The sequence below is a fragment of the Vibrio sp. JZG120 genome (genome assembly GCF_053890955.1).
In genome coordinates, this window is the sequence record NZ_JBSRRK010000001.1 from 651,605 (window position 1) to 677,291 (window position 25,687).

General features: G+C 44.6%; 22 protein-coding genes. 11 read left to right on the forward strand and 11 right to left on the reverse strand.

From position 1 onward, the window contains the following. The 8 genes from ACWPOD_RS02750 to yegS all read left to right on the forward strand — a co-directional run bounded on the left by ACWPOD_RS02750 (position 1) and on the right by yegS (position 8,106). On the forward strand, positions 1–963 hold the full coding sequence (locus tag ACWPOD_RS02750) for a DUF58 domain-containing protein (RefSeq protein WP_167427427.1): 963 nt from the start codon (positions 1–3) through the stop codon (positions 961–963). Beyond that, on the forward strand, positions 964–1,542 hold the full coding sequence (locus ACWPOD_RS02755) for a DUF4381 domain-containing protein (protein ID WP_025505516.1): 579 nt from the start codon (positions 964–966) through the stop codon (positions 1,540–1,542). Beyond that, positions 1,535–2,605 (forward strand): vWA domain-containing protein, encoded by a 1,071-nt coding sequence (locus ACWPOD_RS02760; protein WP_456231543.1) that lies wholly within the window; start codon positions 1,535–1,537, stop codon positions 2,603–2,605. The genes ACWPOD_RS02755 and ACWPOD_RS02760 overlap by 8 nt, the downstream gene beginning before the upstream one ends. After that, entirely contained in the window at positions 2,598–4,328 is a 1,731-nt protein-coding gene (locus tag ACWPOD_RS02765) for a vWA domain-containing protein (protein ID WP_140264826.1), read from the forward strand. Before ACWPOD_RS02760 ends, ACWPOD_RS02765 begins: the two co-directional genes overlap by 8 nt. Then, positions 4,325–5,641: a BatD family protein gene (locus tag ACWPOD_RS02770; RefSeq protein WP_456231544.1), complete on the forward strand. Its 1,317-nt coding sequence runs from the start codon at positions 4,325–4,327 to the stop codon at positions 5,639–5,641. The genes ACWPOD_RS02765 and ACWPOD_RS02770 overlap by 4 nt, the downstream gene beginning before the upstream one ends. A 49-nt stretch (positions 5,642–5,690) precedes the next feature. Then, a complete protein-coding gene (locus tag ACWPOD_RS02775) occupies positions 5,691–6,116 on the forward strand; it encodes a bifunctional diaminohydroxyphosphoribosylaminopyrimidine deaminase/5-amino-6-(5-phosphoribosylamino)uracil reductase RibD (protein ID WP_167427429.1) in 426 nt (141 codons plus the stop codon). A 173-nt stretch (positions 6,117–6,289) separates the two neighbouring features. Then, on the forward strand, positions 6,290–7,195 hold the full coding sequence (locus ACWPOD_RS02780; protein WP_047008274.1) for a LysR family transcriptional regulator: 906 nt from the start codon (positions 6,290–6,292) through the stop codon (positions 7,193–7,195). Positions 7,196–7,203: 8 nt separating this feature from the next. Beyond that, complete coding sequence (yegS, locus tag ACWPOD_RS02785) at positions 7,204–8,106, forward strand: lipid kinase YegS (protein WP_048624961.1); 903 nt, start codon at positions 7,204–7,206, stop codon at positions 8,104–8,106. A 77-nt stretch (positions 8,107–8,183) separates the two neighbouring features. Here yegS and ACWPOD_RS02790 read toward each other — a convergent pair whose 3' ends face one another. From ACWPOD_RS02790 to ACWPOD_RS02805, 4 genes are all read right to left on the reverse strand, one after another. Further along, complete coding sequence (locus ACWPOD_RS02790) at positions 8,184–8,519, reverse strand: NirD/YgiW/YdeI family stress tolerance protein (protein WP_005398145.1); 336 nt, start codon at positions 8,517–8,519, stop codon at positions 8,184–8,186. Between the two features lie 15 nt (positions 8,520–8,534). Further along, a complete protein-coding gene (locus tag ACWPOD_RS02795) occupies positions 8,535–9,182 on the reverse strand; it encodes an AcfA family outer membrane beta-barrel protein (RefSeq protein WP_046876005.1) in 648 nt (215 codons plus the stop codon). A gap of 165 nt (positions 9,183–9,347) precedes the next feature. After that, positions 9,348–10,961, reverse strand: coding sequence for a VRR-NUC domain-containing protein (locus tag ACWPOD_RS02800; protein ID WP_167427431.1), 1,614 nt, complete (start codon positions 10,959–10,961; stop codon positions 9,348–9,350). A 67-nt stretch (positions 10,962–11,028) separates the two neighbouring features. Further along, positions 11,029–12,261, reverse strand: coding sequence for an L-lactate MFS transporter (locus ACWPOD_RS02805; RefSeq protein WP_167427866.1), 1,233 nt, complete (start codon positions 12,259–12,261; stop codon positions 11,029–11,031). Positions 12,262–12,838: 577 nt separating this feature from the next. Between ACWPOD_RS02805 and ACWPOD_RS02810 the strand changes: the two genes are divergently transcribed. Further along, the gene (locus ACWPOD_RS02810) at positions 12,839–13,195 is read left to right on the forward strand and encodes a hypothetical protein (protein ID WP_005398137.1); all 357 of its coding nucleotides are present in this window, start codon (positions 12,839–12,841) and stop codon (positions 13,193–13,195) included. Between the two features lie 68 nt (positions 13,196–13,263). Here the strand turns inward: ACWPOD_RS02810 and ACWPOD_RS02815 are convergent, their stop codons facing one another. The 4 genes from ACWPOD_RS02815 to ACWPOD_RS02830 all read right to left on the reverse strand — a co-directional run bounded on the left by ACWPOD_RS02815 (position 13,264) and on the right by ACWPOD_RS02830 (position 18,817). Further along, positions 13,264–15,153 (reverse strand): M48 family metallopeptidase, encoded by a 1,890-nt coding sequence (locus ACWPOD_RS02815; RefSeq protein ID WP_167427432.1) that lies wholly within the window; start codon positions 15,151–15,153, stop codon positions 13,264–13,266. Further along, positions 15,153–15,743: a LemA family protein gene (locus ACWPOD_RS02820; RefSeq protein ID WP_005398201.1), complete on the reverse strand. Its 591-nt coding sequence runs from the start codon at positions 15,741–15,743 to the stop codon at positions 15,153–15,155. Before ACWPOD_RS02820 ends, ACWPOD_RS02815 begins: the two co-directional genes overlap by 1 nt. Before the next feature lie 226 nt (positions 15,744–15,969). Then, the gene (gene dcuC / locus ACWPOD_RS02825) at positions 15,970–17,337 is read right to left on the reverse strand and encodes an anaerobic C4-dicarboxylate transporter DcuC (RefSeq protein WP_005398199.1); all 1,368 of its coding nucleotides are present in this window, start codon (positions 17,335–17,337) and stop codon (positions 15,970–15,972) included. 355 nt (positions 17,338–17,692) lie between these two features. Next, positions 17,693–18,817, reverse strand: coding sequence for an acyl-CoA desaturase (locus ACWPOD_RS02830; RefSeq protein WP_456231545.1), 1,125 nt, complete (start codon positions 18,815–18,817; stop codon positions 17,693–17,695). A gap of 272 nt (positions 18,818–19,089) precedes the next feature. Here ACWPOD_RS02830 and ACWPOD_RS02835 point away from each other — a divergent pair, with 272 nt between their 5' ends. Next, complete coding sequence (locus ACWPOD_RS02835; RefSeq protein WP_005398196.1) at positions 19,090–19,638, forward strand: GNAT family N-acetyltransferase; 549 nt, start codon at positions 19,090–19,092, stop codon at positions 19,636–19,638. A gap of 86 nt (positions 19,639–19,724) precedes the next feature. Here ACWPOD_RS02835 and ACWPOD_RS02840 read toward each other — a convergent pair whose 3' ends face one another. Next, positions 19,725–20,342: an HAD family hydrolase gene (locus tag ACWPOD_RS02840; protein WP_074190595.1), complete on the reverse strand. Its 618-nt coding sequence runs from the start codon at positions 20,340–20,342 to the stop codon at positions 19,725–19,727. A gap of 367 nt (positions 20,343–20,709) precedes the next feature. On the opposite strand from ACWPOD_RS02840, the gene ACWPOD_RS02845 reads away from it, so the two are divergent. Continuing rightward, positions 20,710–22,755 carry a response regulator gene (locus tag ACWPOD_RS02845; protein ID WP_006742321.1) on the forward strand — a complete coding sequence of 682 codons (2,046 nt, stop codon included), beginning with the start codon at positions 20,710–20,712 and terminating at the stop codon, positions 22,753–22,755. Between the two features lie 103 nt (positions 22,756–22,858). Here ACWPOD_RS02845 and cqsA read toward each other — a convergent pair whose 3' ends face one another. Next, complete coding sequence (gene cqsA / locus ACWPOD_RS02850; RefSeq protein ID WP_447820088.1) at positions 22,859–24,040, reverse strand: alpha-hydroxyketone-type quorum-sensing autoinducer synthase; 1,182 nt, start codon at positions 24,038–24,040, stop codon at positions 22,859–22,861. A gap of 340 nt (positions 24,041–24,380) precedes the next feature. Next, positions 24,381–25,325 carry a ribosome biogenesis GTPase YlqF gene (ylqF, locus tag ACWPOD_RS02855; protein ID WP_005376521.1) on the reverse strand — a complete coding sequence of 315 codons (945 nt, stop codon included), beginning with the start codon at positions 25,323–25,325 and terminating at the stop codon, positions 24,381–24,383. Positions 25,326–25,687: the final 362 nt, after the last annotated feature.

The window sequence follows — 25,687 nt, forward strand, 5'->3', positions numbered from 1 at the left end:
ATGGCTAAGCCAACTCTTGCGCCAAAATCACAGGGGATGGATCCCCGTTTGTACTGCGATTACGCTCGCTTAGTACGCTTGCAAGCACAAGCAGAATCATTCAGTTTACTTCCTCATCTAAAAGCGGGTAGCGTACTCTCAGGCCGCCACAATTCGCTGTTTCGCGGTCGTGGATTGAACTTCGAAGAGCTGCGCCATTATCAATTGGGTGACGACATTCGTAACCTGGATTGGAAAGTCACGATGCGCACAGGCAAGCCGCACGTGCGCAGCTACACCGAAGAAAAAGATCGCAACGTGATCGTGTGTGTCGACCAGCGCAGCGCAATGTTTTTTGCTTCGACGCAAGTAATGAAATCGGTTGTCGCGGCAGAAATCGCGGCCATGTGCGGGTGGCGCGTGTTAAAAGATGGCGACCGAGTTGGTTTTGTCATCGCATCCCAACAGGCGTTGTTTCACAGCAAGGCGCAGCGTTCGCAAAACGATCTTCTGGCTCAACTTAAGCGTCTCGCTAAAGCCAATCAATCGCTCAATGTGGACTCCCGCAATTCCGAAAAAGTGACGTTCAGTCAATGGATTGAGCTCATTAAACGCATGAAGCTCAAACAATCCACATTGATTTTTATCAGCGACTGGAGCGACTGCGAGGAGCACCACCTTGATCACCTTAAACAGCTACAACAGCACAACGATGTTCTTGCAGTGATGGTCAGTGACCCATTAGAACAAGCGCTACCAGACGATTTGGCAAAATCGAAATGGGTGGTTGGTGATGGGCAGTATCAACTCAATTTAGACAGCAAAGCAAAGATAGAAGCCGCGAGCGCAAAGCTTGAGGCTCGAACTAGCTTACAGCGACAATCACTCTCTCAACTTATGGCGATGAAACACCTTCCGCACATCGAACTCGATACGACAGGCGAGCACATTAAACAATTTCAAAAACTGGTAGGAGGGCGTTAAATGAGTGGTCTTCCTACGCCTCCGAGTACCTACATACTCAGAGAGCTACATGATGTGGCCGTGCCACCAAGCGTGAGTTGGTATCCGCAAACTATTGGCTGGAAGATTTTAGCGGCGGTTGCGCTCATTGCATTGGTGTATGTCGCGTATCGTTTGGCTCAACAGTGGTGGTGTAACCGCTACCGACAAGAAGCTCTGTTGGCGATTTCGCAAATCAAACCGAGCGACAAAGGCATGCCTAAAGCATTGTTCTCTGTGCTTAAAATTGTGTTGATTCATGTTGATAGCCGTAACGCGAAATTGTTTGATACCGCGTTTTTGCGCAAGCTCGATGCGCTATATCCGCAAACCGGAGATTCTCTAGCAAACTCGCAAGTGGTCTTTAACGATGAGCTTTCAAAGCGCTGGCTACAAAGTATTGTTGACCCAAGCGTTACGCTAACCAACGAAGAACGAGTAACGCTTATTGCTCGTGCGAAAAACTGGGTGAGTGAACACCGTTGTGATGTTCAAAAAAGCGCGTCAAAGAAATCACCACTATTGAAACGCAAAGCAAATCAGGGAGGTCAACATGAATGATCTTCTTGCATCGCTAACTGGTTTGTCTGGTTTTGAATTTGCTCACCCAATGTGGTTTCTGATTTTGCCCTTGCCGTTGGTGGTGTACTACTTGGTGCCTGCATATCGCACTAAGCAAATGGCGATCAAAGTGCCGTTTTTTAGTCAGTTGGTGGAAGCGATTGGCGAGACGCCATCAGAAGGTGCAAGTCAGTTAACCCCAAGCTGGTGGCAACGAGCAACGTTAATTCTCTCATGGCTTTTGGTGGTGTGTGCGATGGCCAAACCCACCGTGTTAGGCGAGCCTCAAGTTCGCGAGAGTTTAGGGCGCGATGTGATGGTGGTGGTGGATCTTTCGGGTTCCATGGCTGAGCCTGACTTCACGTCTCGTACAGGTGAAAAAATTTCTCGCCTGGATGCGGCAAAAGAAGTGCTGACGGAGTTTGTTCAGTCTCGTAAAGGTGACCGATTAGGCTTGGTTCTTTTTGGTGATGCCGCTTTTGTGCAAACGCCATTTACCGCAGACCAAAAAGTGTGGCTCGAACTGCTTAACCAAACCGATGTGGCGATGGCAGGGCAGAGTACCCATCTTGGTGATGCGATTGGCCTAGCGATTAAAGTTTTTGAGCAAAGCGATAAGTCGCGTGGTGCTTTAGAACAAGATCAAAACCGTGAAAAAGTCGCGATTGTATTAACCGATGGTAACGACACGGGCAGCTTTGTCGAACCGATTGATGCGGCGAAAGTTGCGAAAGCCAAAGGCGTGCGAGTGCACGTGATTGCGATGGGCGATCCGGAAACGATAGGTGAAACCGCGTTGGATATGGACACGATTCATCGCATTGCGAAAGAATCCGGCGGTGAAGCGTTTGAAGCACTCAACCGTGATGAACTGTCGGCTGCCTACGACGAGATTGGCAAACTGGAACCTCAACTTTACGAAAGCACCACATACCGCCCAAAACAAAGTCTTCACCATTACTTGATGGCGTTAGTGGTCATCATGCATTTACTCGCGTTCAGCATCGCGACACTCAAAAGAAGGGCTGCAACACGATCATCATTAGGAGAGAGCGATGTTTGATTCTCTTAGTTGGACGCAATTCTTTACGCAGTTTCATTTTATCCGACCGCTGTGGTTACTGGCTTTGATCCCTATGTTTTTCTTGGTGTGGTTGCGCTGGCGAGAAGAAAGCAAACCAAGCTGGAAGGATATTCTTCCCGAACATTTACGTAATGCTTTGACGATAGGCGAGCGAGGTTGGCGCAAGCAACTGCCGCTTAAGCTCTTGATGCTGATTGTGCTAATCGCCATTGTGATTTGTGCAGGCCCAACGTGGCAACGTGAATCTTCTCCCTTTGGTGAAGATAAAGCCTCTCTGCTTGTGGTGCTTGATAACAGCGACTCGATGCTGCAAAAAGATCTCCCACCAAGCCGCCTTGAGCGTTCCAAACAGAAAGTACGCGATTTATTAGCTGCGCGAAAAGGCGGAAAAACGGGTTTAGTCGTATTTGCGGGCAGTGCTCATGTGGCGATGCCTGTGACTCAAGACAGCAAAGTATTTGACCCATTTTTGGCGGCCATTACGCCAGAAATCATGCCCGTGCAAGGTAAGCTTGCTGAAAAAGCCTTGCCGTTAATTGATCAACAATTGCAAGGTCAACCAGGCTCCACCGTTTTGTTGGTGAGCGACGGCGTGAACCCGGCCACGATTAAGCAATACCAAGCGTATTTTGCAGGTAAACCTTATCAACTGTTAATTCTTGCTGCGGGGAATACAGACATCGTGAGTAACAACCCGATGGATTTGGATTCTCTGCAAAAACTGGCCAGTCAGACCAACGGTCGATTGGTGGAAGTGACGGTCGATAACAGTGATATCGAACAACTGAATCGATACGTTGAGCGCAATATGCAGCTAAATGGCGAATCTTCAATGCCTTGGAAAGACATGGGTTATCAACTGCTGTTCCCAATCGCGTTAATCATGATGCTGTGGTTTAGAAAAGGGTGGTTAGTGCAGTGGTGCGTGATTGCAATGGTGAGCGGTACACTGTTGATGCCGACCAGTGCAATGGCGGAGAACATTTCTGTTAAAGCCGAACAGCCACAAGTTGTGCAAAAAGTGACGACCTTCGACAAGGTAGCGCAATGGTGGTGGGATTTGTGGCTGACGCCAGACCAACAAGGACAGCGTTTGTTCAACCAACAAGCGTATTTAGAAGCTGCGAAGCATTTTGTCGATCCTTTACGCAAAGGCACGGCATACTACTACGCTAGCGAGTTTGAGCTCGCGCACAGTGCGTTTTTGGAAATGCAAAACGACCCGTCTGAAGAGGTTCGAGATTACGGTCTTTACAATGCGGCGAGCGCATTGGCGCGCCAGCGTGAATATTTGGCTGCACGTGACTTGTTAAAATCCCTAGCCAGTAAGCCAACGTTGAGCGAGTCGTTAAGACCTGATGTTGAGCACAACTTGAAAGTGATTGCTGGCATCGTCGATGAGATAAATCAGATGAGTGAAAGTCAAGCCGGAACAGAGCAAGAGGCGTCAACCGAGCTAGGCGACAACCCTCAAACCGCAGAAGGAGCGGATGAACAAACGTCAGCGGAGTTGATGATTAAAGAGACGTTAAGCGCAGACGACATCTTAGGTAGCCAAGAATTAGCCGACAAGTGGCTAAAGCGAGTCGAAGCGGACCCGAAGTATTTCTTACGCGCTAAATTTCAAATTCAATTACGCTCGCCAACAACGGGTAGCTCAACTACGACAACGGAACACAATACAGAGGAGGCGGCCCAATGATGATGAATGTCCATCGCGTTAACTCTTTTGCTCTTCCTGTACGGATAGTGGCATGGTTAGTGGTTTGTTTGAGTCTATTCGTAAGTCGTCACGTTTCCGCTCAGGATATTTACGATCTTCAACGCAATCATGGTGTTGAGTTGCAAGCGTGGGTTGGTCAACAACCAACGGCTGGGGAAAAGCGTAAAACGCCAAGTTTTAGTGTCAACGAGCAAGTCATTTTAACCATCGAAGTGGCAACGCCGCGCTGGTTTACGGGGGGGACGCGAATTGGCAGTATTGAAATGCCCAATGTTATCGCCAAACAGCGTAATCAGTTAGCCACTAACTTCACGGAGCACAAGGGCGGCCAAACTTGGTCGCGTCAACGCTGGGAAGTGACTTTGTATCCGCAAGCATCTGGTGATTTTGTGATTCCACATGTCGCTGTGGGCGTTCAGGTGTCGGCGCCGGACGGCGAGAAGGTGTCAGGCACACTTTACACGCAGCCGATTAAGTTCAAAACTGTCTTGCCATCGGGATTGTTGAGCGGTGATACGCCTTGGTTTTCTGCAACGCACGTAGACGTAAAACAAGAGTGGGAAACCTCCACTGAGTCACTCAAAGTCGGGGATGCAATCACGCGTAAAATCACTATTTCAGCTCAAGATTCGCTATCTGTGTTGCTACCAGACTTGTTGAAAGGAGAATCAACAACCCGTTACCAAGCGTATCCTCAACCGCACCGTCTTACAGATACGCAAACACGTGGTGATTACCAGTCAACACGCACAGAAGAGAGCGTGTACGTGATTCAACAAGGTGGTGAATTAACCCTGCCAGATTATGAGTTCCGTTGGTGGAACAGTAAGACTCAGCAAGTGGAAACGGTGGTGTTAGAGGGCAAAACATTTGCTGCGAAGCACACGTTGAAATCCTTCATCAAAACGTACTTTGCATGGATTGTATCCACGCTTGTATTGCTGGGTTTTGTGACTGTTTCATTGGTAGCCATTAAACGTTACTACCGCAACAAACCGACACCAGCATGGTTGACGTTCCACCGTTTGTTAAAGGCTAAACGGTGGCCTGAAGCAAGGACCGTATTGTACAAACAATTGCGTTTAAATACGGCAGAGCTGGAAATGACCAAAGCCGATACGAGTGAATCGTGGCAAAAAAGTGCGTCGCGAATGCAAAATGGTGAAAATAGCGCTCATTTAATGAAGTCGATGTGGCGCAAGATCCAGACCAAACAACAACGCTTTAAATTCCGTATACCGCGAGCGTTACCAGAACTGGACAAAGTCATTGGAAGAGATGGCAATGAATAAAACGGGGCGCTAATATAGCGCCTCGTTTTTATTAGAGAATAGAGTTCAAATGAGCCAATTGTTTATGCGCCGCGCATTGGAAGTGTCCAAAAATGCGCTTCCTGAATGTCAACCCAACCCGCCGGTTGGCTGCGTGTTAGTTAAAGACAATCAAATCGTTTCAGAAGGTCATACTCAAGCTATTGGTGGCAACCACGCGGAAGTAGAAGCGCTGAATGCATATCAAGGCTCGTTAGAAGCGGTGACGGCATACGTTACGCTCGAACCGTGTTCGTTTGTAGGTCGCACGCCGGCGTGCGCGTTGACATTAGTAAAATCCGGTATTAGCAAAGTCGTCGTAGCCATATTGGACCCCGACCCGCGAAACAGTGGTCGAGGTATCGAGATTCTAAAACAAGCCGGTATTGAGGTAGAAATTGGTTTATGCGGCGAGGAAGTCAGCGAGTTTCTTACCCCATATTTAGGCAAATCTTAATGTAAGCTTTGGCTTGCACGGTAGCTGCTCACTTATGAGGTGAATGGAGCACGTCAAAATTGAGTTAAAACTCATTAAAACAGGTCGTACCGCCCATTTCTTGTACTTGGCTACGTTAACTATCATGCTGTTAGATTAAAATAGAGAAAGTGATTTTCGAAAAATTTAATAGCATGAAACCGACCGATCTGAATCTTATCCCCATCTTTATTGCCATTTATGAAGAGGGGAACTTATCTAAAGCAGCAGCACGTCTCAGCATCACGCAGCCCGCAGTCAGCAAAGCGTTGGCACGCCTTCGTGATATTTATGACGAACCTTTATTTCATCGCTGTACCAAGGGGGTAGAACCTACCTCTTTTGCTATGGATATTTACCCTGCGCTGCTTACTTCGGTGCAAAACTTTACTTCAACTCTGGCGGCTTCTAGCGAATTTGACCCTAAAGTGTCGAATCGAGTGTTTTCCATTGCTTGTGTCTCTGTTGCAAGTTTTGAGTTGCTCCCTCAAGTCATGAAACAGATCCGTGAGTTAGCACCACATATTGCTTTAGAGGTTCATCCACTCTTCACAGAAGATTTTGAAAGCGATCTGCGTTTGCAACGTTACGACTTGATCATTGATATCGCGCCAAGAGCACGAACGGTTTTAAAAGTTGAAACTGTGCTTACTGAGCGCTTGGTGGTGGTGTCTAGCGAGGAGCACCCACGCTTAAAGGACGAGATTACGGCTGAACAATTTTTTGAAGAAGAACATGTGGTGGTTTCGCAGTGGCAGAGTCGTAAGAGCTTGTTAAACGCCGATGATATTGTCGACTTGGACAAAAGAAAGATAAAGTATCGAGCTTCTGGCGTGTTGGAAATGCTACCTGTTATCTGCGGTAGTGAATATATTGGTTTAATGCCCGAGTCGATGATCAACTTGTTCAACCACACCTATCATGTTAAATCTTTATCTATGCCATTTGATGAACAAACCTATGAGCTCTGCACAATATGGCATCCTAGTCGGACAAACGACAGTGCCCATCAATGGTTGCGATCACAGATTAAACAAGCAGGGAAAGTCATCAACCAATAGGAAGTGCAATGAAGAAGACAATACGTGCCATCCTTAACGGCAAAAAAGCTGGGAACCCAGAGTTAAGAGATGCAATCATGAAAATGAGAGACAAGGGCGTCGATGTGCAAGTGCGAGTGACTTGGGAATCTCAAGACATGCCGCGCTTGGTGAAAGAAGCGGTTGATGAAGGGATTGAACGTATTGTTGTCGCTGGTGGCGATGGGACCGTCAATGAGGCGGCTTCTGCGATTATCCAAATTGAAGAAGAAAAACGCCCTGAGTTAGCCATTATCCCTCTTGGTACCGCAAATGATTTTGCCACCGCGATTCAAGTGCCAGCTTCTATCAAGGCGTCTTTATCTCTCGCCGTAGAAGGGCAGTCTGCTTTGGTCGATTGTGTCAAGGCTAACGATCGCTACTTTATTAACGTGGCAACAGCTGGGTTTGGCGCAGAAGTTACGGCAGAAACGCCTGTTGAACTCAAAAACTTTCTTGGTGGCGGCGCTTATACACTAACTGGTGTTGTAAAAGCGCTCGGCTTTAAACCTTATGACGGAACAATAACAATTGAAGGCGGGGCTTATCAGGGAGAAATGTTGCTTGGCGCTTTCTGTAATGGTCGCTTAGCTGGAGGTGGGCAAGAGTTAGCATCGAAAGCGATGATTAATGATGGCTTGATGGATCTAACATTGGTGCGTCCATTCTTACCTCATGAGCTGCCAAAAGTTATCGAAGAGATCAATAATCCTAGCGAGAAAGGTGAGTTTGTAAAACACACAAGAGCAAGCTGGTTGGAGATAGACTTCCCAAATCCACTACCGCTTAATTTAGATGGCGAACCATATCATTCGAGAACAATACGGTTTGATGTTCAGCCTAAGAGTATACGATTAGTCTTGCCGCAAGATTGTCCTTGCTTGACCAGCTAAACGAGTAGTTTCACGGCCCATAAACAACACAGCCTCCAATATGTGGCTGTGTTGTTTGTGTTGAGGTGTCAGGCGAATTAAAGCTTTTGAATGGTCTCTACGTCAATCTGCGTGGTTGTCCACTCTGAGTCAACTTCGCCTCGAATCGTCACTTTATCGTTTGGACCAACGTCTAGCCCCATCCAATCTTCATTGTCGATTTCCACTTCGATTTCACCAGTCTCATCTTTGAACAAGTAAGTCTCGTTACCAAGAGATTGAACAATGTGCCCGGTTAACATGACGGCGCTGTCGTCGGTTGCGTTGTGCGCCTCTTTCACCGAATTAATTACGCTTACTTCTGGACCATTAAATGCGGCGAAAGCTGAGCTTGAAAGTAGGGCAAACATGGATGCTAAAATCATTTTTTTCATTATCGTCTCCTTAAATTAGAAGTAGTAAGTTGTGCCTACGTTAAAGGATGCAGTGTTTGCGTAGCTGTCTAGTTGATATTTTGCGTTTGCACCAATGGTGAGCTGCGGGAAAATTCGGTATTCCGCACCCACTGAGAACATTGCGCCTAGCTCGTTGTTTTTCTCTGTGTTGTGGAAAAGCGTGTTGTTCATTTCCACATCGTCGTTCGCGACAAGCTCGTATTCTTGATGTTTAGAAACCTTGGCGTTGTATTCCGTGTACGTTAGACCCGCTTTGAATTTTGTTGTCCATTTGTCATTTAATGCATAGTTAAACACAGGTGCCAACGACACTTGCTTGGCTTTGATTGACGCATCCCAATCCATTTCATGATGGTAATCTTTGCCATCAATTTGTTTGATACCAAGGTTCTTTGAACGATTATCATCAAGGTCAAATTGGCTGTAGCCCAACTCTAGCGCCCAGTTGTCATTGAACGCGTAACCGATAAAACCTGAGAAAATACCGTCTTCAAGCTCAGGGTTGAGTGTTACGTTGTCAGTTGAAAAGTGAGGTTCCAAATCATGGTCAGTGGTGCCTAGTCCATATTCCAGACCTACATAAGGAGCCGCAGATACCGAAACTGAGCAGGTAACAAGTAACGCAAGAAGTGTTTTGTTCATTTTATTTTGCCTCTTCAAATCAACTTAGTGAGTAGAAGCGCATTTTGTGTGAAGAAGCGTGAAGCGATCGTGAAGAAACGAAAAAATGTTTAGAAAAAAGAGCAAGGGGCGATAACCGAGGGGCGGTTTGAGTGAACAAACACCAAGTTCTTTATATAGAGTAAGTTAAGTTGCTGCGACGTAACACACCGCAAACGGGACATTAAGGCGAGTAAACTCTTTGATCCAACGCCATTGGTTATCCTGGAGTTTATCGCCAGGGCCTTTCACTTCAATCCACTCGAACTCATTTTCTTTAAAAGCAATGAGATCCGGCATCCCATTGCGGTAAAGCTTAAGGTCGCTCAATTGTATTTTGAACAGAGCCATCAGCATATTGGTTGGGATAGTGTTGAGCGCTGTTTCGAGTAGCTCTTTACTTATTAAATTCCAATGTACAAATGGATTACTAATGCCAAACTTCTCATCGTATTTTGTCAATAACGTCTGGGAGTTGCCTGCTTCTAGCTCGGCAAAAGCGGTGTCTATCAAAGCTTGGCGCTTGGTAACAAAATCCGAGTGATATAAATCTAAAGGACGGTGTTGATAAGCGTTAATGAATGCCCCTTCAATAGGAGCAAAAATCGCATCCCAGAATGTAAGCCCCAGTAGCGAGTTGAGCAACGCATTTTCAGCGTAAAACACATTCCAGCCTAAGGACTCAAAATACGCTTTACTGGCAAGCTCGACTCGTTGTTGAGATAAATCCAGTTCAATATGATATTCGGAGCAGAGTGGCTTCGCTACTCTTGGTACTTTCGCGCCTTGTTTTCGCTTCAACCGTTGCTCAAGTTTTTGTGCGACTTCGAGCTCAGACACATCAATTGGCGACAGCAGTATCTCTGTGACAATGTCACTAAATAAATCATCATGGTTCAGTTTATCATAGATACGTGCACGTCGTTCTCGGCTCGGAGCGAGCTGAGTTTGGCTAAATAGAGATAGGGCGGTCTCTAGCTCATTAATACGCTCATAGTCTCGCGCAATGTCATTTAACATGTGTTCGCGTTTACGATCTACGTAATGGTGACTAACTGGATGAGGCATTGCCTCAATTAATAAGTCGAGGTTCGCTTTGTCTTTTCGATCAAATTGCCAGTACAGGTTGGCCAGTTGGCTTAGTTCAATTAAGCGGTCTATTTGCTCACGTGAATCAAAGAAACGGCGCACTTTACTCAATTGGTATTGCTCGAACTGATGTAGACCTAAGTCATCAAGCACAAACTGACTTAAGTCTTGATGAGTGTTGGCAAAAAACAGGGTGAGTAATACGTCGATCATGTGAGCTGAATTGAGTTTGATGATCGTAAACTCAAGCTGCTCAAAACGATCAAATTCCGTGTTGCTTAAACGCTCTACAAGGGCATCTTTCTTTAATGACTTCGGTAGCTCTGGGTAAAGTGCAGAGATCTCCGGTTTCGTCAGTAAGTTAGACGCTAACTCTTGATGAGAGAGTGTTGGGGAAAGGGCCACAAACTCATGTTGACTCAATTCTGCCAGTGCTTCATTGATAGAAGGTATTTCTTGATAACTCAGCTTATCACTTCGAAACCAACACCCTTTTCGGCTGTATAAACGCACCAACAGGCATTGGGCGTGTTTGCTCAAGGAATCAAACGAGCAAAGCCAAGCGTGTTCATCCTCGGCCAGTAAATCGCTGTACCAGGTTACTGCGTGGTGAGTCAGCTTAAAGAAGTTTTCTAGATAGTAGTCTGGTGCAAGTTCGATAGGGCTTTCCATAAACGACCTGTAACAAAAAAGGCTTAACCCATAGGTTAAGCCTTTTCGCTATCAAATCAATTCGCAATTATGCGTTTTTTAGCTGCGCTACTTTCGCTTCAGACAGTGGCTTAGTGATGAACGCAAGTACGATACATACTGCCATCATTGCTGATGAAATAGTGTAAGCCAAGGTGTAGCCTTCGCCGTTCGTCATAGAGAAGCCAACAACTGCTGCGCCGATTGCACCACCGATACCCCATGCTGTGTAAAGCACGCCGTAGTTAGTACCGTAGTTTTTCAAACCGTAGAACTCGGCCGTTAGAGTAGGGAATACCGCTAGAAGTGTACCGTAACCTACCGCTGCGATCGCAGTGCCAATGATCAGAGTGAACTCAGAGTCGAACGTTGCGAACAACACCATGTTTACGCCTTGTAGGACGAACGCAAGTAGGAGCGTACGAACACCGCCGATTTTATCTGCAAGCATACCCGCAACAACACGGCCGCCTGAGTTAAATACAGCAAGAATAGACGCTAGGTAAACCGCGTTTGGCAAGTTTGCTTGAACGCTTGCGATGGTCGTGATGTTACCGATGATCATTAGACCAACAGAAGCTGCGAACGCGTACATGATCCATAGAGAGTAGAACTGTGGCGTCTTCAGCATTGCTTTCCAAGTTAGGTCATCTGACTTTTTAACCGCTTTAGGTGCTTGACCTTCTTTTACTTTAGGCTCTGCAGGCGTGTAGTCTGCTGGTGGGTTATTGATGGTTGCTGCAAGAGGAACTGCAATTGCTAGGATACCAACACCAAGAACCATAAAGCTCGTTTGAATGCCCATGCTGTCGATCAATGATGATGTTACTGGTGCTAGGTAGATAGCCGCTAGACCGAAACCAGCCGCAATAATGCCGTTAACCATGCCTTTCTTCGAAGCGTGGAACCATTTCATTGCAGAAGGTGATAGGCATGCGTAGCCAAAACCGATACCTGCACCTGTGATCACACCGAAGGTAATGTTCAGCATGAGTGGAGTGTCAACAAAGCCAGACGCGATCATGCCTAGACCTGTAAGAACAGTACCTAGGATAAGGATCATACGTGGACCCATGCGGTCTTGAAGAATACCTGCAACAAGAAGACAGATAGAGAAAGTGATGGTTGCAGTTGCATAAGGTGCAGAAGCTTCTGCAGCACTCCAGCCTGATTCAGTTACCAGTGCCTTGTTGAATACACTCCAAGCATACAGGATGCCAAGACAAAGGTTGATACAGAACCCTGCTAACAGGATGCGCATAGCTTTATCAATCTTGCTCATTTTCATTCTCAGTTTTTCCTCTTGTTGGCAATGCCGCAAAGAGGGTTGGTTTAAAGATGTTTTTTCTCAAAATTAGTTTGCGTTTTTCAACGATTAACGCAATGAGCGCGGATTATAACCAATAAATATGTGATTGGAATCTCTTTTTACCGTTACTGATAAAATAATTTGAAACATTAAAAGCGGATGTGAATTCATGGTTTTGTATGTGGTTGGAGTGTTATCAAAAAGTGATGATTTTTGTTGTAAGGAACGAGGAACTAGTCAAAACAGAGAATTCAGTGCGCAGTTGGGTGCACAGCTCACATTTCATATAAAAAATTTCAAAATGTTACCGTGTTAACTCTCTGTAACAAAAATGACTGAAATATCGTCTTATCGCCGTAAGTATTGGATGTAAAGGGTTTCTTAAATTTAAATTGTTAACCTTTTGTAATAACTAGAGCTGATTAGGTTTTTTGTGCATTAAGTGAACAAAAAAGTCACTTGTAATTGCAGATTATAGGAGCAGAATATAGCGAAAAATGAGATTTCATTTATGAAGGGATGCTTTTTTAGACTTGTTGTGAGGTGACTTATGAAACTGTTCCTATTACTCATGGCTTCGGTATCTGCTGGTGTCGCATCTGCAGACCACATCCATTCATTTATGTTGGGTCTATCTATTGCTTCTCTAGCGGTAGGGAGCTGTTATTTCTTTGCATTCCGTAGCTCGCGCTTTCCACAGCTTGCTTTATTCTTACTAATTTGCGGCATGCTTTCTAAGTTGACGATAACGGTTGTTGGTGTGATGTGGGGAATGTCGGCTGAATTAATTACGTCTCCAATCGTATTCGCACTTTCGTATTTATTCTTCTCCCTCGCCGTGACCTACTTATGGTTTAGTTATCGAGAGAGTATTACTAAGATCCCTGATCGATTTAAGTCAGCGTAAATCGTCAAATAAGAAAACATAATGAAAAAACGCCAGCAAAAGTGCTGGCGTTTTTGTTTAAAGCTAAGTCAGTTAGCTTGTTGTGTTTGGCTCGGTAGGGTTTGTCCTGTATTGACTGATACTGTTAGTGGCGGCTCTGGAACTTCTAAGAAGCAGGCGATTACTCTATAGAGTTCTCCTTCCGCAACGGTAACCTTTCCATCCGATTCAATCGCTAATCGACACGCTTTTACGAACAAGCGACGACTTTTCGGTTTGAGTTGCAGTAGGAGCTCTAAAGCGGCGCGATTTAGGCCCCAGTTCTTATTTGCGGGTTGTAACTCTGCATCATTAAAGCCCAAACAGGTTAGGGCGCTGCTAAATGCACGTTGAGCGTCTTCCGGTTGAGAGTGACTAACCCAAGCCAATTCGCGCAGTAGCCAAAACACACTCTCTTTTAATTGCTTTAAAGATTGGATCTGTTTTGTACATCCATACGATTCGAGTAGTTGCTTCTCCAATAAGTTGATGACACACCATTCTGCGAGTGAGTAGTGGTCATCAGTTTGAGAGAGTTCACGTAGCACCTGGCACAGTCTGTTTTTCTGACCCTCACTTAGCGATTTCAAGGCAGGGATGGAGAGTTCGAGTAATGGAAAGCGTAGATGAAGAGGCAAATCATAATCCAGCCATGGTAATAATTGTGCTTGAGACACATTGGGGATATGACTTTTTATCATCTCTCGCTGGAGTTCACTACCATCAAATATCAAGGCAAAAGCAATAAAGCGCGCACTGTATGGTTCACGAGCGATGTCGACAAGTTCGGAAGGAAGTTGGTTAAGTAGTTGTTGACCTACTTCGCTGAGTTCTGCGGTGGTTGGTTTCTCAGGTTGTGTCGACGTCCCTGATGAGAATCCACTAACGTTATCATTCTCAAAGCTTGTTGTTGGACGATGCGAACTTTGAGAAAAACTTCCATCCCAACCAGGTTCAATTCGGCGAATCCGTTCTTCTAGTGGAGGGTGAGTCGCAAATAGGCCAGAAAAGCCGGAGAGTTTGCTTTGACCAAACATCATATGGCTCATCTCATCGCTTGCTTTTGTATTCAATGAAGAACCCGCAATATGACTACCAATTTTCTTGAGTGCACCAGCAATGCCTTGATCGTTTCGAGTAAATTGAACGGCACTGGCATCAGCGAGAAATTCACGTTGACGAGAGATTGCAGCTTTGATCATCGAGCCAAACAAGGTGCCAATCCAGCCCAGAACCAAACAGATAATCGCAATCAACATGATAACCGCAAAGCCTTTATCGGAATCGGAAGAACTTCTTGATACGCGACTCGTATGATGAGTGTTATCTATGACCAAGTGTCCAAAATGTGCAATGCAAGTGATGCCAAACAGTACGCCGATAAGACGCGTATTCAAACGCATATCTCCGTTTAAGATATGGCTGAATTCATGAGCAATGACACCTTGTAGTTCATCTCGCGTGAAGCTATCCAGTGCGCCTTGTGTGACGCCGATGACGGCATCATCAATGCTCATGCCTGCTGCGAAAGCATTGATACCGCGCTCTTCCTGCATCACATAGACGGGAGGAACCGGAATACCAGATGCAATTGCCATCTCTTCCACAACGTTGAGCAGTTGTCTATGTTTTGCATCTAAGGTGTTTGAGGAAATCAGCTTGCCGCCTATGCTCTCAGCAACACCTCGGCCTCCATTGGAGGTGAGGGCGGACAAGCGAACCATTGAACTTATCGCAACAACCAGCAATACACCGGCAAAGCACAACAAGACGTAGGTAAGTGCGGTTTCTTGATCAAAGTGTTCGCCTGTTACTCCGTAATAGATACCAATCGATAATACGCTTACCAAACCAGTGATGGTGACAACTGCTAAGGAAAACAGGAACACCAAAAGCCCAGTGCGTTGACGCGCGGTATCTTGATGGTCAAAGAAATTCATTAGAACTCAACCTTCGGGGCCGCTTGTATTTCAGCACTGTCAGAAAATTCTAACAGTTTGCCATCTTGGAATCCGAATGCGTTGGAAAACAACACGGGCGGGAACGTTTGTTTGTATGTGTTGTAGCTGGTTACCGCATCATTAAATGCTTGGCGAGCAAACGCAACTTTGTTCTCAGTGCTGGTTAATTCTTCTTGAAGCTGACTCATGGTTTCATTCGCTTTAAGCTCAGGGTAGGCTTCCACTACAACATTCAGTTTGCCCAACGCACTTTGCAGCATGCCTTCTGCTTGGTTTAGTTGGCTAATTGCCGCATCACTACCAGGCGCGTCACTGGCTGCTTTCAGGCCAGCAATTGCTTGATTACGAGCTTGGATGACACGTTCAAATGTTTCTTTTTCGTGTTCCATATAGCCTTTTGCAGTATTAACTAAGTTTGGAATCAAATCGTATCGACGTTTTAATTGAACTTCTATTTGAGCGAAGCTGTTTTTGAAACGGTTTTGTAGAGTAACGAGCTTGTTGTAGATACTGACGGCGTACACCACAATGAGCAGGACAATAACGATAAAGACAATAAATGCAGTCATAATAAATCCCATTTTCTTAATGTATTCAGTTCTTATATAAACTGTTGAGATATTAAGCAAATGCTTCTGAAGAAGCGATGTAATAACCGAGAAATATGTCACGAGTTGAGTAACAATTAAAATGCATTTACAAAGCAATACAGAAAGAATAATGGCACTGGAGAGATGAAAGAAATAGGCCCAGCTAGAAGCCGGGCCTTGTCGATAAGCAATATTGGCGATGCCGTTAGGCACTCATTGGAACAAGCACCATAGTACCAATTATAACTGTGATAAGACCAGCAAGAACCGGAACAGATGTTCGTTTTACAACCTCAAACGGGCTGATGTTCGCCATACCGGATGTCGCAACGATTACGCCAGACACTGGTGAGATAGTACGACCTAGGTTTGATGCTTGAAGCATCGGGATAATTAGGAACGCTGGGTTTAGTCCCATTTTCGCAGCCAAAGATGGTGCCAACTCTACAAATGCATAGAAAGGCGCGTTACCAGACCCCGTTGCAATTGCTGCTGCAACTGTCAATGCAGTAAGGATAAGCATTAAAGCAACACCGCCTGCACCTGCATTGTCTGCAAGGTGAAGTAGGTTATCGATAGCGCCGATAGACATTAGACCTTGAGCAAAAACCCCCGCTGCAACCAAAAGCATCACAACGCCTTTGAACGCGTCAGCCATGCCAGCGTAACAAGAATCTAAATCTTCCAGTGATTTCTTACCATCAAACTTATTTACAACGTAATGGATCAGAGCGCCAAGGAAAATCGAACCGACCACAATAGTGTAAATGTCTAGGCTAAGTCCTGGAATGGTACGACCGTTGAATAGGAACACGCCGATGATAGGTAGAAATGGCAGTGCCGCATAAAACGCTGGTGCATCGGCTTTGATCTCTGATACGTCAATTTTTTCCATTGGCGTATTTTCTTTCTTATCTAAGTATTTGTTCCAGAAGAAAGCCGCGGCAGCCATCACGATGATTGCGCAAATAGAAACAGGCAACACTGTTTGTACCGCAAACACATCAAGCGCCAAGCCAGATTTTTCGGCGGCGATCACCACATCACCAGAGGTTGGAGAAAGAATGATTGCCGCAGGAGAGGCACAAACTGCAACCGCTGCTGGACGAGAGATCCCCATCGCGACCATCATTGGGAACAATGTCGCCATTAATAGTACGCCAAGGCCAGTTGCAGAACTTACCGCAAGAGACATCAAACACGCCACAATGTAAGCCGCTACCAAAAGGACATAAGGAGACTTGATAACAGAAAGCGGTTTAGAGAACTGTTTCACTACAACGTTATTCGCGCCGATGTGAGTCATATAGGAAGCGAAGCCACATAGCAACATGATTTGCATACCAAGGCCGCCGCCGCGGTATTGTAGCATGTATTTCACGTATTCTAGCGCGTCTGTCACCATGTTACCGGTTGAGGTGATTTTTGAGGGCAGCACGTCATGCCCCAATACGCCAGTCATAAGAAGTAAAGCAATACCAGCCGTCAGTAACACGCCCGCTGCTTTATAGCCTTTGACGATAAAGTAACCCACAGCAATGGTGACAACTAAGCCAATTAAGAGCTCTAACATAGGGATCTCCGAATGTTATGAAAAAAAGAAAGAAACTGTTTCAGTTTATGACAAGGAATTTACAGAATTCTTAACTGTGGCACGAGACAAATATGGGGCTTGTATGATCTGAGACAAATAATAATTTAATAATTAATTTCGTTAGATTGTATTGTTGGAATTTGGTTTTCTAAGTGTTATGTGCTGGTTTGAAGCTGTTTGCAGGAAGGAAAATATGACCAGAAATTTGAATAAATAGTGAGGGAATTGATTCAAAATGAGAAAAAGAAACAACTCAGTGAGTTGGAAGAGGGTAATAATCCTTGCAACAAAAAAGCTTCGCCGAAGCGAAGCTAAATCGTAAGGATGGGTTAAGTTAAGCGTATCGGCGCACCATGAGGTTCCAACTGCGTTGTTGCCGCTCGAACTCCGCTTTGATTTGCTGATACTTTATCTTTGTCACAGAGCACTCGTATTTTTTTACCACACTGGCTGTTTTTGCACCGAGTACTTCCTTTCGCATCTCATAATATTCCTGCATGTGATGAACTAGCGCATCAAACTCGTGTTGTAACTGATCGAGAATCGTCTGCGTATTCGGTTTTGCTCCCAGTTTTTCTTTTGCTTTCTTCAAGAGTTGAGTTGCGCGAGCTTTTTCAATTCTAAATGTAGGCGTTGTGCGCAACTTAGATGTGAGTCCAAGCCAAGAACAAGACTTAATCAACCACTTGGTCGGGTCGTAATGCCACCAATACACACCATTACGATAGTCATTCTCGAAGATATGATGGAAATTGTGGTAGCCCTCACCAAATGTGAAAAACGCTAACACGCCGTTGTCGCGAGCGGTGTTTTTGTCCGTGAAAGTCTGCTTTCCCCAAACATGCGCAAGTGAGTTAATGAAAAAGGTCGTGTGGTGGCTCATAAATAGTCGAGCGGCACCAACTACTAATAACATACCCCAAATATCGCCGTAGATAATTCCAAGAGCGACCGGAAAGCCAATATTGGTGAGTAGAGCAAGTGGAACATAGTACTTATGTTGCCACATGACGATTTTGTCACGTTTTAAATCGCGGCAGTTGGTGTATTCGTTTTCCTGCGATTTGTTGTAGACGCGTAACATCCAGCCAATGTGAGAATACCAAAAGCCACGTTTCGCTGAGTAAGGATCTTTGTCGTTATTGTCGACATGCTTGTGGTGTACACGATGATCAGAAGACCAGTGTAATGCACTATTTTGCAAAGAAAATGCTCCTCCAATCGCAAAAATAGCACGTAAAATTGGATGAGCTTCGTATGTTTTGTGGCTCCAGAGTCGGTGATAGCCTGCTGTAATAGAAAGATTCGTAAAACTGAATGCCATCACTCCCCAAACTAGATGCTCCCAACCCAGTCCAAAATGATATGCATACCAAGGCATTACAATAAAAGTCAGAACAAAACTGGAAGAAAATATCAACGTATTCAACCAGATAATGGGTGGTTTGTTTTGAGTCACAGGTGTATTCCTAACTTTGAGCTAACAACTGTTCGCCAGAATATCAGCGTACACGTGTAAGTCAAATTAAAGTTAGACAAATGTGACTGTTCCTTTGGATGTACATTAAGGAACTTGATGGGATATTTTGCTTTTAATTGAATAATGAGTAGTATTAAAAAATGAGCTCTGGCTTAAGGTGTATAAAATCTGCCAAGAAACAAGTGTTATAAAGGTGGAATATGCCGAGACTCTATAAAGAAGCAAAAAATGTAAGAAAATAGGAATACGTAATGGATTTACGATTAGCGGAATATAAGGACTACGAGCGCATTGCGCATCTTCATGCGGATAGTTGGAAGCGTCATTACCGTGGCATTCTTAGTGATAACTATCTTGATAAAGAGGCGATTGACGACAAACTACTGATCTGGCAAACCCGTCTGACCAACCCACCATTCAACCAGCACATTGTCTTGGCGGAAGAGGGTGGTTTGTTGCTCGGCTTCGTTTGTGTGTTTGGCAACCATGATTTCGAGCGTGGAACCTTTATTGACGCACTGCATGTTGATGACAGCTACCGCGGTCGTGGTATTGGCAAGCAGCTATTACTTGCTGTCGCAGAATGGCAACAACAGTATTTTAAAGACACTGGTCTTTATCTAGAAGTCGTATCGCAAAACATTTCTGCAATTGAATTCTACCGCCATATTGGAGGTCAAGAATGTCAAGAGCGAACTTGGCGTGCGCCAGGTGGTACAGAAGTATTGGAGAAGGTATTCCGTTGGAAGAATGCTCAGTCACTAGTCAGTGGGATAGAAGAAAACGTTATTTACTCCTAGTCTGACGTTTTAGCTTAGCAATAAGAGCAGCATCAACGCTGCTCTTTTTTGTGCCTGCCCTAAAGTTTTGTGTTTCAGTGGGCGACTCAAAAGCAAAGCCCCATGGCTTTTAGCTCTGACTCGCATTGCTGAGCATTTTCAAATTGAATGGCTTCCATGCCTACCGCTCGGGCCCCTTCGACGTTGTATGGCATATCATCAAGAAATACCGTTTCCTCGGCCTGAAGCTGATATGTTGAAAGTAGGGCTTGGTAGATCTCAGCTTGTGGCTTTAGTAACTGCACTTCAGAAGAGATGATTGCACCTTCAAACAGCGGCCAGAATTCATAGGTAGCACGAAGATGCTCAACAATTTCGTTGACGTTGTCTGTGAGCGCATAAACGCGATATCCTGCACTTTTTATTCTTTTTAGCAGTTCGACACTGCCGTAAAGTAATATTTGTGTATGTTTTACGTAGTAAAAAAAGCGGTCCATTTCTTCCGCTGTCACTTTGTGCTCACGTTGATAGCACAGTTTGGCTTCCTCTTCGGAAATGATTCCTTTGTTTAAGTCTTTCCAGATTTGTGATGAAAACAGCAACTGGGCCATTTTTTCCGCTTCTACTGAGTGACCAAATGTTAAGCGAACAATCTCTACCGGAGACCAGCGTACTAATACATTTCCCACATCAAAAATTACGTTTTTTATTTGTAAAGGTTCCATAACACACTCCAAGCCAATTGTTCATCACCGCGTTACATCCACAGTGAATGCTGTCGTTAAATCTTTGGAAGTTCGAGCTAAAGGCGCTGTTTAAACGTCTCGAACGTATATGAGATTAACATCCCTTAGGATACAACGCGATTATCGCAAAATTACACTAAACTATATGCAACTTCATTTATTTGGTTGTAAATCAAGTGTCGCTATCTTAAAAGATTGAAATTAAAGACAAGCGTCGCGAAATATTTGCGCCATTTCGCGCTGCTTATAAGCGTTAAGTAATATATAATTACTTAATAATAAAACGATAAGAATGAATGCAAATCACACTATTGGGACGTCAGGCGGAGTAGGCAAAATAGATAATATGGACTCGATACGTAAGGTTTATCAATATGCAGAACCCAACCTGACTCTCGTTGGTTGGATGGGGTTTCTTGGCTTTCCGCTGTACTACTTTGTTTGGGATTTTGTTTTCCCACAGGCTTATGAAAACTTGCCGCTCAGACTGTTTTGTTCACTATTGTTCTTTGGCATCATTTTTAGAAACCGCTTGTCGTCAACGTGGCGAAAATATATCCATATTTACTACCAAGTGACGATAACGATCTGCTTACCGTTTTTCTTTTTCTATATGTTATTGATGAATGACTGGTCCAATGTTTGGGTCATGTCCTTTATGTCCGCGATTTTCTTGCACATTCTATTGGTTCATGTCACAAGAGTTATGTTCGCTCAAACTTTTGCCGGAATAGGTTTAGCGACGTTCTTTGCTTGGGTAGCGAAAGGGTTTCATCTCGATTTAACAATGGACTGGACGCATGTGCCAATCTTTCTCTTTATTTATGTATTTGGCAATTTATTCTACTTTCGGAACCAAGTAGAGCACGAAGCGAAAGTGTCGTTGGCCAAGTCATTCGGGGCCGGAATTGCGCATGAAATGCGTAACCCTTTAAGTGGCCTTTGTACGTCAATCGATGTTATCCAATCAGTCTTACCCAGTAAAAAAGAAGCCGAGAAAGACCAATATCTGATGAGCGGAGAGGATGTCACCCTGCTGCGCGAAGTTAGTGAGGATGCGATGAACATCATCCAGTCGGGCAACGAGACGATAGATTTACTTCTGACATCGATAGACGAAAACCGTGTCTCGCGATCCAGTTTCCAAAAGCATTCTGCTCACTCAGTGGTTGAAAAAGCGATTGAAAGCTTTAGTTATAAGCGTGCGACGGATCGCTTTGCTATATCCCTAGATGCGAGAAGTGAGTTTGATTTTCTTGGTAGCGATACCTTACTCAAATACGTTATGTATAACCTTTTCAAGAACGCCTTCCATCATCGCACATCTGAAGATTTCCACATACATGTCTCCATGACGAGTACGGAGCACTCAAACCAAATCGTTGTAACCGATAATGGTGCAGGCATTGCTCCTGATGTCCTACGTAATATATTTCAGGACTTTTACACAACTGGTAAGTCAGGCAGCTATGGTTTGGGTTTGCCATTTTGTAAAAAAGTGATGCGTTCTTTCGGAGGTAACATTGAATGCCAGTCTCAGCTAGGTGAGTGGTCTCAGTTCACGTTAACTTTCCCGCCGATCACATCTGATATCGTGACTGAAATTAAAAACGATTTGACCAAACTCAAAACCATCCTAACGGTGACTAATCAAGATATTCTTGTGTCGAAAGTGACGGACATTAGCCGTTTTATGGGTTTTGAATCAACGATCTTAGATGTTAATCAAGTGCTCAAAAAGAAAGAGTATGAGTTCGAATTCGACCTGATTTTTATCGATCTTGAGAGCTTGGATGCAAGAGCAAACCAATTGGATAGATTAGAATCTCTTTTGTCTTTCACGGAAGCTCGTATCGTTTATCTTTTTGAGCATCACCCGACACAGAGAGCATGCAAAGCGGCATATGAGCCTATTTGGGTCGAGACTCAAGCCTGGTTATTGAATACTAAGCCAACCATTGACCGTCTCTTGTATGATTCAAGCTATGTATCGACACCAACGGCCTCAGTGGCTTTGGATACGTCAAATAAGCGGACAATTATGGTCGTGGATGATAACGAATCTTTGCGAAAATTTACCGCGATGTTACTCGAAAAGCAGGGCTTTGAAGTGATTCAGAAAGAAGACGGGCAGCAAGCACTGGATACATTAGAGCAAGAGAACGTTGACCTCATTCTTATGGATATCGAGATGCCTATCATGGATGGTGTAGAAGCTTCAAGGCGAATTCGAAGCTCGGATAAAAACTATGCGTCGGTACCTATTATTGCGCATACTGGGGATAGCTCACCTGTTACGCTGGACAAAATAGGCTCTTCTGGCATGTCTGACTTTATCGTAAAACCAGCGGATAAAAATCGCTTATTCGACAAAATCGCAAACTGGATTTAATCACTCGCAACTGTGTTATCTTGAGACGAGTTGATCATAACGCGAATACGGATAAAGAGCTCAGCAAAACTGCTGAGCTCTTTATTTTTACCTACACTCTAGCTTATACAAACTCTAGATCGGGATGAACAAACGCTTCTTGGCAGGCGGAAAGAACGTGATCGACTTCGGCGGCAGTCATGTCCGCATTGACAGAAAAACGAATGATGTTCTTGTTTCTTCCTGTTGCAGGGCGACAGAAAACTGCACCAAAGACATTCCTTTCTTCTAGAAAGTCGCGAACTCGCTCAGTGTTTCTTTCGTTGCCACATTCTAGCGCGATAATTTGCGACTCACTGCGAATAGTAAACCCAATACGTTTTAAACCAACGGCTAGAGACTTCGCTCTTTTAAACAAAATCTCCCGTTTGTCATCGGCTTTTTTTATGACGTCCAGTGTTTTTTCTAACCGAATGATCTCTTGCGGTAACACGGTAGAACTGAAAATGGCAGGATACGCGACAAATGGAAGCGTCTTCGCCAGCTTTTCTGCCCCTAAAATTGCGCCAGCACGATAAGCAAATGTCTTTGCAAGACTTACGGTTACAAAATCCACCATATGAGTCAAATCCAGCTCTTGCAGTAGCCCAGCGCCTTGCGGACCGTGCGTACCTAACGAGTGCGATTCATCCACAACTAAGCCGCAGTCAAACTCTTGTGCTATTTCGTAGATATCACGTAGAGGAGCAATGGTTCCGATAGTGCTGTAAACCGAATCCACAACAATAATTCCCGAACCATGGCGTGAAATCTGTTTTCGCAAGTGGTTGGTGTTGTTATGCATGAACGGATGAATTTGTGCTCCTGCGATACGTGCACCTTCCCATAAAGACATATGCGCAAAGAAGTCGATATACACAGGTATGTTCGGTGCACAAATAGTCTGTAATAAACCGACATTCGCTGCCCATCCCGATTGGGAAAGCAGACAGCTAGGCATGCCGACAAAACTGGCTAGTTGAGTTTCAAATGCAGGTTTCGACTCATCATCTTGCAAGAAAATCGCGGACATCACGACGTTGTCATCGTGTTGAGAAATCGCATCACGATGCGCGTTTTGAATCTCCTTGTTATGAGACAGTGCAAGGTAATCATTGCTTTGCATAACAATAGCATTACATGGTGGACGTTTACCAAGAACAAGGTGTTTTTTGTTCTCGTTCGGTTCAATTAGATCTTGAATATGAAAATCTAGGCGTTCCTCAATAAAGGAAGGAAGTGGTTTGCTTTGTATAGTTTCACTCATAATAAATCTCTTCTTCATATGGAAAAACGCCAGCGCTGACACTTATTCATATTGCGGATTTTGGGGAGAGTGTCACTAACCAGGTTGCATAAGTTTGCAGACCCTTGCAAACTCGACATTTGAGGGTTGGATGGTGGCTGTAACTCTATAGGGGCCCGGGGTCTAAACTAGTTTGTGCTTAAAGTTTATACGGCGATTTTGCGGTGTTTTTTTCGTGCTTCATATCTGGATTTTGTATGAGGAATATAAAGTTTGAAAAGTGAAAAAATGGGCGCATTAGATAACAAAAAAGGCGCGAAAATCGCGCCTTAAAATATGATTGGAAAAAGATAATATCAGTTTATCGCTTATTACGTAGATAGCGCTTGCGGCGCTCTTCTTTACGCTTCGCTTTTTCTTCTTCTTTACGAGCGGTTTCAATCTCGACTTCAATCAGCTCTTGAGTGATCATTTCTGGGCGCTCTAGTGTAATTTGGCCTAGTGTGCCTTGGCGAAGTTCGTGCAACAAAATCTCGGATACTTTGTGCAAGTCCACACGTCCACCTGCGCGTAGTGCGCCACGGCGGCGACCAATTTCTTCCATGATCTCGATATCTGATTCAGGAAGCTCTTCGATTTGGTAACGCTCTTTAAGCTTGTCTGCATAGTGGGCTGCTAGGTACTCAATGGTGTAAAACGCAACCTCGTCGTATTCCATCGCAGTATCTTTTACAGCGCCTGTAGCAGCTAAACGGAAGCCACTGTGTGGGTTTTCCACTTTTGGCCACAGAATCCCTGGAGTATCTGATAAAACGATGCCATTTTGCAGGTTGATGCGCTGCTGACGACGTGTTACCGCGGGCTGGTTACCAGTCACCGCGATCGTTCGACCAGCTAGAGTATTGATGATTGTCGATTTCCCAACGTTTGGGATCCCCATGATCATGGTACGAATGTTTTTACCGATCTCTTCACGGTGTGGGGCAAGTTTACGGCAAAGCTCCATGATTCGATGCACTTCTTGCGGTTCTGACGTCGTGATCGCCATTGCTTTTACGTGTTGCTCTTGCTCCAAGTGCTCAATCCATAATTGAGTTAACTCAGGATCGGCCAAATCACGCTTATTCAAGACTTTAACGACCGGCTTGTCACCACGGATTTGAGAAATCAAAGGGTTTTCACTACTGAAAGGAATACGAGCATCCAGTACTTCGATGATCACATCCACTTGTGGGATTGCTTCTTCGATCTCTTTACGTGCTTTGTGCATGTGGCCAGGAAACCACTGGATTGAGTTATTAACCATTTGAATTTAATACCTTAATTTTCTTACTGCTCCAACGGGCGTACGAGTAGTAATTTGAGCTTCGAGCAGCATAGTTTTAGACAGAGTGTGTTAAAACCGTACTTACTTTTGTGGCTCTGTACCGCAAAGTTGAGCGTTTCTTTCGTGTTAATGAGCTAGTTTATCACGGAATGAAGGCGAAGCATTCAAGATGGAGACAAAAAGCCACGGTTTACAAACGAGCAAGCAAACATTTGTTGAGTATGCTCGCCAACGGACTTACAACAAGTATTCACTTTGGTGAGATATTGAGCGCAAATATTGTGTAGTCAAAGGTGGATTGTTTTGTCGGTTTTTTCTGACTTATTTTAAATTTTTATCTT